Source organism: Pseudomonas sp. Sample_21, assembly GCF_004307525.1.
Lineage (GTDB): Bacteria > Pseudomonadota > Gammaproteobacteria > Pseudomonadales > Pseudomonadaceae > Aquipseudomonas > Aquipseudomonas atacamensis.
The window spans coordinates 1-10191 of sequence record NZ_RCNZ01000069.1; the positions used below are offsets into that span (position 1 = coordinate 1).

Consider the following 10191-nt stretch of genomic DNA (forward strand, 5'->3'; position numbering starts at 1 on the left):
AAACTGTGGGAGCGAGCTTGCTCGCGAAGGCGGCCTGCCAGCCAACCTGTTTCTCACTGAACGCACCCGATCAAACTGTGGGAGCGAGCCTGCTCGCGAAAGCGGCCTGCCAGCCGACCCATTTCTTCCTGACGTACATCAATCCTGTGGGAGCTGGCTTGCCAGCGAAGGCGGCCAGTCAGCCAACAACGCTCTGCCTGACTCACCACCTGCGCAATCAACCTCTTGCTCTTGTCACTCCGGCACAAGCCTGTCCAGTACGCGGTTGACCGCCAGTTCGCCCAGCATGATCACCTGTTGTATCCCCAGCAGGGAGCTGCGCTGCGGTCCATCGATAAATCCGGCGAGGTCGCTGGCCATGATGCTTGCCGAGGCCAGTGATTCGCAGGCATGCACCAGCAGGGTTTCGTTGTCCGCAGCCGGGTCGACGATGAACAGGGTGCTGGGTTTGCGCGGTGCGGCGGGGTCTTTGATGAGGCGGGGGTTGAGGTAGTAATCGATGGCGCGGTCGGCGGCTTCCTTGAGTTTTTGCGCTTCGACGAGCGGGTCGGCGAAAGTCGGATCGGCAAGGGGTGGATCGGGCGTTATCTTTTTCACGGGCTCAGTCTCCTGATGGAGTAGGGCCGCAACCCGTTCGCGACTAAACGAAAGGGAGGCAGCTGCACGCAGGTTAGTCGACCGATGAGCCACGAAATCGGCGCGCCCGGAGGCGCCCTGCGCACAGCCACCATCAAGTGCAGGTATGCAATACCTGGCTGACAGGAACCTGTGCGTCGTGGACAAGCGGGCGACTAAACCCGACCACTGATGAGCAGTGGCAGGCAAACGATAGAACCCGCGCCCCAGGCGCACAAGCCGGCGGATTCTGGCGTAGCCGTAGGCAACGGCGCAAGGATTTGTGGGCTGTTGCGAGGTAACGGGGCGTGTGTTTAAACGGCTGGTTTAAGCGCTGCGATAAATCGGTTGAATAGCCGAACGCTTTCGCGAGCAGGCTCGCTCACACAGCGACGGCGGTTGTACTGAGGAACCGTGAACACCGCCGAATCTGTGGGAGCGAGCCTGCTCGCGAAGGCGGTGCGTCAGTCAAAAAATCCTGACTGACACACCGCTCGGCCATCACAACTGATAACTGAAACTGATGCTGTACCGAGGCTTGCGGTTCAACGTATCCAGCGCTTCATCGGACATGGCCTTCGCCACTTCCAGCGCGACGTTGTAGTACTTGGCATCGCCGAACCTCAGTCCGAGCGCGGTGGATGACAGGTTGTTGGCCTGCACCGGCAGTTGGTTGAACCAGCTGCGCGAGCGGTCGACGACGACGTAGGGTTGCAGGATGCGCACCCAGTTGCCGTCGCGGTTGAAGCTGTAGTTGACCTCGTAGGCCACGCCCCAACCCTTGTCGCCCGAGGCCTGGTCGTCGGGGTAGCCACGGCCGAAGTTCTGCCCGCCGAATACGGCGCGTTCGCTGTCGGGCAAGGTGTCGTCGCTCCAGTACAGCGCCGCCGAGAGCACGCCTTGCCAGTTGTCGAGGAACTTGTCGCTCTGCACGCCGGACAGCCTGACGCGGAAGAAATCCAGGTCGATGTCGTCGTAGTTGGTGTGCGCGCCGAGGCTGTCGAAGCCCTGGTAGACGCCGGCACTGAGGATGCGCAGTTGGCGGGCGTCGGCCTTGCGCCAGTCGCCTTCGAAAGCCAGGGCGCGGACGTCGGTGCGCAGTTCGGTGCTGAAGGGAAAGTTGATGCCGTCGTAGCGCGTCTTGTCGTCGACCGCATACAGGCGCGAGCCGGCGGTCAGCAGTTCGTTGGCGGAGGCGATCAGGGGCGTGCTGAAGCCGATCGAGTAGCGATCGTTCTCGCGGTGGGTACTCAGGCGTCCGCCACCGCCGACCAGCACTTCGGTGTCCGGGTCGGCGCGGTAACGCGAGGCCGAGACGTTGAGTTGCGTGCCTTCGGTATCGAGGAACTGGCTGTAGTCGAGACGGTAGTAATGCTCTTTGTCGTCGCCCGGTGGGAACAGGCCGCTGAGGCTCAACTGTTCGCCCATCGAAGTCTGCGAATTGCTGCTGACACCGAGCAACGCCTGCGGGCCGTTGCGGTTGTCTTCGGTGGTGCTCAGGGTGCTGGTGAACGGTTTGCGACTGGCCTGGGCAACCAGGGTGGTCGCGCCATCGGTGGTGCCCGGCGGTGGCACTTGCGCTTGAATCGTCACGCCGGGAATGCGGCTCATCAGCGTGGTGTAGCGCTCGAAGGTTTTGCGCGTCAGCGGGCGTTCGGCCTGGATTTTCGCGGCGAGTTTGTCGAGCAGACTTTTGACCCGGCCGATGTCGCCCTGCATCTGGATATCGCGCACGTAGCCCTCGACCAGTACCACGCGGGCCACGCCATCATCGAAGTTCTGTTGCGGCAGGAACGCGTAGGACAACAGATAGCCGTCCTGCTGATAGCGGCGGGTGATGTTGCGCGTGGCTTCGATCAGTTCGGCAAGGCTGGCCTGGCGGCCGATCAGGGGCTTGTAGATTTCCGCGAGTTCGTTGAGCGGGTAGATCGTGCCGCCTTCGATCTGCACGGTCTTCAGGTTGACCTTGGTTTCCATCAGCAGTGGCTGTGCGGCGGTCGCACCCGGGTCCGGCACTTGCAGCGGCGCCGCGCTCGGCCGATAGGCGTCGGCGGGCAGGTTGGGTACGGGGAGGTTGCGGATGGTTTCGTTACTGTTGAGAAAGCTGGGCAAGGTGTCGGCGAGGGCAGCGGAACTGAGGCTCAGGCACAGCAGGGATGCCAGTACGCGCATAGGACACTCCATGGTCAGAACACAGCACAGGGCAAGTTTTTCCGTAGAAAAAAGGCGGAAGACTCGTGGGAATCTTCCGCCCTCAACCAAGCGTAGGCGCTGTAGGTAAGGCCGTCGAATCGGCCAGGTGCAATTTAGCGTTTGTTGCCGCCCAGCGCGCCGGTCAGGCCGCCGAGTACCCCGCCCAGACCGCCAGTTGTGCCGCCAGTGGCAGTGCCGCCGTTGACCAGGCCACCGACCGCTGCCACGGTGCCGCCGACGTTGGTAACCAGACCGCCGACAGCAGTGGTGACCGGGTTGTTGGTGGCGGCAATCGCTCCGCCGAGATTGCCGACTGCGGCGCCCACCTGATTTGTAAGACCAGCGACCGGAGTGCCGAGACCGGTAGCGGCGCCGACCTGTTGAGTGACAGTGGTGACCGCGCTGGTGACCGGATTGAGGCCCGCACCGACTGCGGCGCCGACACTGGCCAGCGGCGAAGTGGTTGCAGTGATCGGTGTGCCCGAGCCGCCGAGTACGGTGTTGATCGACGCAATCGTGTTGCCCAGCCCGCCAGCGGTGACGCCGCCGGCACTGACCACGCCGCTGGTGCTGCCGGCATTCAGACCGCTGCCGACGTTGACCACCGCGCCACCCACGGTTTGCAGCAGACCGGTGCCGCCCAGCCCGCCACCGATGCCACCGATGCCGCCAGTACCCGAGCCAGTGCCATTGGACACCAGGCCGCCCGCTTTGCCGACCGCCGTGCCGGTGTTGCTCAGGGCGCCGCCGAGGGTGTTGGTCAGGGCATTGCCGCTGCCTGCGTCGGTAACTTTGCCGCCGAGGCTGTTCACCGTGCCGCCCACTTTCGAGATCACCCCTTTGAGCGGATCACCTAGGCCGGTGGCATCGCCGAGTTTGTCGGTGGTGCTTTCGACCATGGCGATCACCGGCACCAGGCCGCTGCCGACTTTGTTGGTCAACTGGCTGGTCGGGCCGCTGCTCAGTGAGGTGTTGAGGGTGTCGCCAAGCATGGTGACTTTTTCACCGATGCCATCGACCAGCGGCGCCACCCGGGTGACTACGCCGCCCACGACGGGAACGCTACGGGTCGCGGTGTTGAGTTTGACGCTGAGGTCCGACACGCCGTCGCCAACATCGGAAACCACGCCGCCAACCGAGGCCACGGTGGTGGTCAGGCCATTGGGGTCAGTGGCCAGTTTGCCGATGCCATTGCTGACACCATCGCCCAAGGTACTGACGACGTTGCCGGTGGTGTTGGCCAGGCTTTGTACGATGCCGCCAGCGACTGGAACCGTGCTCAGCGAATCACCGATCTGGCCGACGCCATCACCGACACCGCTGACGGTTTTGCCGACATCCTGAACAAGTGTTGTGGTCACCAGCGAAGGTGCAGCGGGATTGGTCGGGTTGGTGGGATCGGTCGGGTCTGTCGGATTGGTTGGGTTGGTCGGATCAGTGCCACCGCCGGTACCGCCAGTGCCACCGGTTCCGCCGCCAGTGCCGCCGGTGCCACCAGTGCCGGCAGTATCGCCGCCCGCGCCACCGCTGCCATCGGTGCCCGCCGTGCCGTCCGCCGTCGAGCTGCCCGAACTGCTGCGATGACCGCCACCGCCGCTGCTGCAGCCGACGAGGCCGACCGAAAGAATCAGTGCCAACGCGATTGCCGATTTGGACCACATCACTTGAGTTTTCATGATTGAGATTCCTGCACCTGTCACAACGTTACGTTGCCTTCGATGGCTCGCCGATCTGTCGTCGGCGATGCCTCGTCCGTGGCTGTAATCTCAGTCGAGGGCAGGTTTTTCACCATTCTCAAGTTGGTATTAACCCCTTTATATAGAGGGCTCGGCGCTATGCCGAAGGACTAATACCCAGGTAATAAACGGGCAAAAAAAAGCCTTGATATTCAAGGCTCGGTTTTTTCCAAAGCGGCGGGCAGGGCGCGGAAAAACTTAAGTGATATATACACAATTAACGGGTTTTTCCGCCCCGCCAGATCAGGCGATCGGTTGCCACTGACCGACCATATGTTCCAGGTCGCCGGCACCGATCAGGCGCAACTCACCGCTGGAACCCGCGGCACTGGCCAGCAATGTCACTTCACTGGGCAGGCGCACCGGTTTGCGAAAGTGCACGGCGATTTCCAGGTTGGCTTTGGGCAGGTGATCAGAGAGTGCCGCCAGTGTGCGCGCCTTGTTCCAAAGTCCGTGCGCGATCGCGGTGGGAAACCCGAACAGTTTGGCGCTCGGCGCACTCAGGTGAATCGGGTTGTAGTCGCCGGAGACTTTCGCATACTGGCGACCGATATCGGCCGGCGCAGTCCAGCGCGCCACTTCGAGCAAGTCCTGTGACGGCTGCCATTCCTGAGCCAGCGCTTCGCCCTCGTGTTTTACCCCGCGACAGAGCATCCGGCTTTCGGCTTCCCACAGCGGCCCGAGCTGATCGTCGAGGGTGGTCAACAGATCGAACGTCGCGCCCTTGGCATGCGGTTGCAGATTGTGCACACGCACGCTGACTTGCGCGCGACTGATCGCGCCCATTGGCCGCAACACGCGGATGCGGTTGCTCAGGTGAATCAGCCCCAGCAGCGGGAACGGAAAGTCTCTGGCCGTGAGCAATTGCATCTGCAAGGCGAAGGCGAGGATGTGTGGATAGGTCGGCGGCAGCAGGCCGTCATCGACGAAGCCGCAGACTTTGCGATAGGCCGCCAGTCGTTTGCCGTCGATATCGACCCAGCAGCGCAGGCCGCTGTCGGGCAGTTGCGTACCGGTGATTTTGCGTCGCGTCGCTGCGCGCGAGTACAGCGCGGGCAGACTCGGTTCGCGATCCAGCGTGTGCCATTCGATGCTCATGCTCAAGCCCCCAGAACGCTTTGCCCACAGACCCGCAACGCCTGCCCGGTGAACGCGCCCGTGCCCGGTTGCGCCAGCCACGCCACGGCTTCGGCGACGTCCTGCGGCAAGCCACCCTGGCCCAGCGAACTCATGCGCCGCCCGGCTTCGCGCAGGCCGAACGGAATGTGCGCGGTCATTTGCGTTTCGATGAAACCGGGGGCGACAGCGTTGATGCTGATGCCGCGCTCCAGCAGCGTTGGCGCCCAGGCCTGGGCCAGACCGATCAGGCCAGCCTTGCTCGCCGCGTAGTTGGTTTGCCCGCGATTGCCGGCGATGCCGCTGATCGAGGCGAGCAGGACCACCCGTGCGTTGTCGCGCAGGGTGCCGCTGTCGAGCAGCGCCTTGGTCAGCACTTGCGGGGCATTGAGGTTGACGGCCAGCACCGCGTCCCAGAATTCCGGGGTCATGTTGGCCAGGGTTTTGTCACGGGTGATGCCAGCGTTGTGCACGAGGATGTCGAGGCCGTCGGGCAGCTGTTCGATCAATTGCGCGGCGGCGTCATCGGCGCAGATATCGAGGGTGATCGCACGGCCGCCGAGGCGCGCGGCGAGGGCTTCGAGATCGGTTTTGGCCGGCGGTACGTCGAGCAGAATCACCTCGGCGCCATCACGGGCGAGGGTTTCGGCAATCGACGCGCCGATGCCGCGTGCAGCACCGGTGACCAACGCCTTGCGCCCGGCCAGCGGGCGGGTCCAGTCAGTCACCGGTGTGGCGCACGCGGTCAGGCGAATCACCTGGCCGGAAACGAATGCACTTTTCGGCGAGAGGAAAAATCGCAGCGGGCCTTCCAGTTGATCTTCGGCACCTTCGCCGACGTAAATCAGCTGCAAGGTGCCACCGCCGCGCAGCTCTTTGGCCAGCGAGCGCGAGAAGCCTTCAAGTGCTCGCTGCGCACTGGAGGCGAACGGATCACCCAGGCTTTCCGGCGCGCGGCCGAGGATGACCAGATGCGCGCTATGGTCGAGATTCTTCATCAATGGCTGGAAGAATTCGCGCAACTGCTTGAGCTGGTCGGTGTGTTGCAGAGCGCTGGCGTCGAACACCACCGCTTTGATTTTCGGCCCGTGGCCGGGGATCCACGCGGTGGCCAGCGAGGGCTCGGTGCCGTAGCTGTAGATTGCATCGGTCAAGCGGTTGGCAAACACGCCGATCCGTTCGGCCAGCGGCCCGCCACCGAGCAACAGGGCGCCCTCGATCGGCCGCAGACGCCCCGCCTGCCAGCGCTCCAGCCGCACCGGCGACGGCAGGCCCAAGGCCCCGACCAGACGATGGCCGAAGGATGAGTTGGCGAAGTCGATATAGCGGTCAGACATGGAACGCTCTCCAGAAGTTGGGGTTCAAAGTGTGGACTGTCCACGGCAATCAATCGTTCGATCGGCGCAATAAGGCCTACGCTTGAACACTCAGGTTTAGCAGGTCTTGCAGATAAATGCGGTTCATGTGGGAGCGAGCCTGCTCGCGAAGGCGCTGTATCAGGCGCTGAAGAGGCTGAATGTGCCGGCCTCTTCGCGAGCAGGCTCGCTCCCACAGGGATTGGGTAAATTTCGACCATTTGGAACAGGAGCTTTTCATGACCCAGCTGCGCCGCGTCGCGATCATCGGCGGTAACCGCATCCCTTTCGCCCGCTCCAACGGGCCGTACGCCACGGCCAGCAATCAGGCGATGCTCACCGCCGCGCTGGAGGGCCTGATCGAACGCTACAACCTGTACGGCCAGCGCATCGGCGAAGTGGTGGCGGGCGCGGTGCTTAAATTGTCACGGGATATGAACCTGACCCGCGAGTGCGTGCTCGGCTCGCGCTTGTCTCCGACGACACCGGCCTATGATATCCAGCAAGCCTGCGGCACCGGTCTGGAAGCGGCGCTGCTGGTGGCGAATAAAATCGCCCTTGGCCAGATCGACAGCGGCATCGCTGGCGGCGTCGACACCACTTCCGATGCGCCGATCAGCGTCAGCGAAGGCCTGCGCAGGATTCTTCTGCAGGCCAACCGCGCCAAGAGCACCGGCGACAAACTGAAAACCCTTTTGCAGTTGCGGCCCCAGCATCTTATTCCCGAATTCCCGCGCAACGGCGAGCCACGCACTGGCCTGTCCATGGGCGAGCACTGTGAGCTGATGGCGCAGACCTGGAATATCCCCCGCGCAGAACAGGATCAACTGGCCCTCGAAAGCCACCACAAACTCGCCGCTTCCTACAGCGAAGGCTGGCACAACGATCTGATGACGCCGTTCCTCGGCCTGACCCGCGACAACAATCTGCGCCCGGACCTGACCCTGGAAAAACTCGCCACGCTGAAACCGGTCTTCGAGAAAAGCGCCAAGGGCACGCTGACGGCCGGCAATTCCACGCCGCTCACCGATGGCGCTTCGGTGGTGTTGCTGGGAAGTGAGGAATGGGCCAAAGCGCGCGGCTTGCCGATCCTCGCTTATCTGCGCGACGGCGAGGCGGCGGCGGTGGATTTCGTCAACGGTGCCGAGGGACTGCTGATGGCGCCGGTGTACGCCGTGCCACGCTTGCTGGCGCGCAATGGGCTGACGTTGCAGGATTTTGATTACTACGAAATTCACGAAGCCTTCGCCGCGCAAGTGCTGTGCACGCTCAAGGCCTGGGAAGATCCGGAATATTGCAAAACCCGCTTGGGGCTCGACGCGCCCCTGGGTTCGATTGATCGCAGTCGGCTTAACGTCAAAGGCAGTTCGCTGGCGGCGGGGCACCCGTTTGCCGCGACGGGCGGGCGCATTGTCGCGAACCTGGCCAAACTGCTGGATGCGGCGGGCAAGGGCCGAGGCTTGATTTCGATCTGTGCGGCGGGCGGGCAGGGTGTCACCGCGATCATTGAACGCTGAAAAAGCCCCTCACCCTAACCCTCTCCCAAAGGGAGAGGGGACTGATTGGGGGATGCTCGAAATCGACGCCGACCTGAGCGCCCTTCACCGAATCCAAAGCTGCGATTCAAACCAGAAGCGCTGCGGTCTCTCAGGTCGATGCATTACGGGAGACACCTCGATCGGCCCCCTCTCCCTCTGGGAGAGGGCTGGGGTGAGGGCAACTGAAGTTCACCGACCATGTCAGATTCTGTCGCAAATGCCCTTGCCGACCGATACCAATCAATGCCACGGTCTCGGCTATGATTCGCCCGGGTCGCTGCGATTGATCCGGCACAGTGTGTGCATCCTCAAGGTTCACAGGTCGGCAACCCCTCCCCGTCGGGCGAGGATTGCCGTATAACGAGTGACATTCGCGTGTTTGGTAATAAAGGACCCACAATAAAAGCTGATGAAGACTCCAAAACGCATTGAACCCCTGATCGAGGACGGTCTGGTCGACGAAGTGCTGCGCCCACTGATGAGTGGCAAAGAGGCAGCTGTTTATGTAGTGCGCTGCGGCAATCAGTTACGTTGCGCCAAGGTCTACAAGGAGGCGAATAAACGCAGTTTCCGCCAGGCGGCCGAGTATCAGGAAGGCCGCAAGGTTCGTAACAGCCGTCAGGCGCGGGCCATGGCGAAGGGGTCCAAGTTCGGTCGCAAAGAGACCGAAGACGCCTGGCAGAACGCTGAAGTGGCGGCGCTTTTCCGTCTCGCCGGCGCCGGTGTGCGAGTGCCCAAACCCTATGACTTCCTCGACGGCGTGCTGTTGATGGAGCTGGTGGCCGACGAATTCGGCGACGCCGCGCCACGGCTGAACGACGTGGTACTGGAGCCGGATCAGGCGCGCGAATATCACGCGTTCCTGATTTCGCAGATCGTGCTGATGTTGTGTACCGGTCTGGTGCACGGTGACCTCTCCGAGTTCAACGTGCTGCTGACCCCGACCGGCCCGGTCATCATCGACCTGCCCCAGGCAGTCGACGCTGCGGGCAACAACCATGCGTTCAGCATGCTTGAGCGTGACGTTGGCAACATGGCTTCGTACTTCGGCCGTTTCGCGCCGGAATTGAAGAAGACCAAGTACGCCAAGGAAATGTGGGCGTTGTACGAAGCCGGCACCTTGCACCCGAACAGTGTGCTGACCGGCGAGTTCGACGATCCGGAGGACCTGGCGGATGTCGGCGGGGTGCTGCGCGAAATCGAAGCGGCGCGCCTCGACGAGGAACGCAAGCAGGCCATTCGCGCGGCGGACGACGCGCCGAAAGGCAAACCCGAAGAACCGCCTCCACCGCCGTGGATGCAGTGATCGCGTGATGAAAAAGCCCGGCTTCGGCCGGGTTTTTTGTTTGAGTCAAAAAGCACCCTCACCCCAGCCCTCTCCCGGAGGGAGAGGGGGCCGACCGAGGTGTCTTGAGCCATACATCGACCTGGAAAAACCGAGTCGATTACGGATTCAAAGAAAAACGTTCAGGTCGGTGTATTTCCCAAATATCCCCCAATCGGTCCCTCTCCCGGAGGGAGAGGGGGCCGACCGAGGTGTCTTTAGCCATACATCGACCTGAAAAAACCGAGTCGATTATGGATTCAAAGAAAAACGTTCAGGTCGGTGTATCTCCCAAATATCCCCCAATCGGTCCC

Annotated in this window: 7 protein-coding genes; 2 read left to right on the plus strand and 5 right to left on the minus strand. The window is 62.6% G+C overall.

Going from position 1 to position 10191, the window contains the following annotated elements; genetic code table 11:
• Nucleotides 1-234: 234 nt before the first annotated feature.
• The 5 genes from D8U71_RS12305 to D8U71_RS12325 all read right to left on the minus strand — a co-directional run bounded on the left by D8U71_RS12305 (nt 235) and on the right by D8U71_RS12325 (nt 6997).
• Nucleotides 235-597: a DUF6124 family protein gene (locus D8U71_RS12305; protein WP_041479635.1), complete on the minus strand. Its 363-nt coding sequence runs from the start codon at nt 595-597 to the stop codon at nt 235-237.
• A gap of 519 nt (nt 598-1116) precedes the next feature.
• On the minus strand, nt 1117-2787 hold the full coding sequence (locus tag D8U71_RS12310) for a POTRA domain-containing protein (protein WP_110603761.1): 1671 nt from the start codon (nt 2785-2787) through the stop codon (nt 1117-1119).
• Between the two features lie 134 nt (nt 2788-2921).
• Entirely contained in the window at nt 2922-4484 is a 1563-nt protein-coding gene (locus D8U71_RS12315; RefSeq protein ID WP_130887858.1) for a collagen-like triple helix repeat-containing protein, read from the minus strand.
• 303 nt (nt 4485-4787) lie between these two features.
• On the minus strand, nt 4788-5642 hold the full coding sequence (locus tag D8U71_RS12320; protein ID WP_123443881.1) for a MaoC/PaaZ C-terminal domain-containing protein: 855 nt from the start codon (nt 5640-5642) through the stop codon (nt 4788-4790).
• A gap of 2 nt (nt 5643-5644) precedes the next feature.
• Nucleotides 5645-6997, minus strand: a complete 1353-nt coding sequence (locus D8U71_RS12325; protein ID WP_130887859.1) for a 3-oxoacyl-ACP reductase — start codon at nt 6995-6997, stop codon at nt 5645-5647.
• Between the two features lie 257 nt (nt 6998-7254).
• Here D8U71_RS12325 and D8U71_RS12335 point away from each other — a divergent pair, with 257 nt between their 5' ends.
• Together D8U71_RS12335 and D8U71_RS12340 are read left to right on the plus strand one after the other, a co-directional pair.
• Nucleotides 7255-8532 (plus strand): acetyl-CoA C-acetyltransferase, encoded by a 1278-nt coding sequence (locus tag D8U71_RS12335; RefSeq protein ID WP_130887860.1) that lies wholly within the window; start codon nt 7255-7257, stop codon nt 8530-8532.
• Nucleotides 8533-8962: 430 nt separating this feature from the next.
• The gene (locus D8U71_RS12340) at nt 8963-9859 is read left to right on the plus strand and encodes a PA4780 family RIO1-like protein kinase (protein ID WP_016771829.1); all 897 of its coding nucleotides are present in this window, start codon (nt 8963-8965) and stop codon (nt 9857-9859) included.
• The last annotated feature ends 332 nt before the right edge of the window (nt 9860-10191 follow it).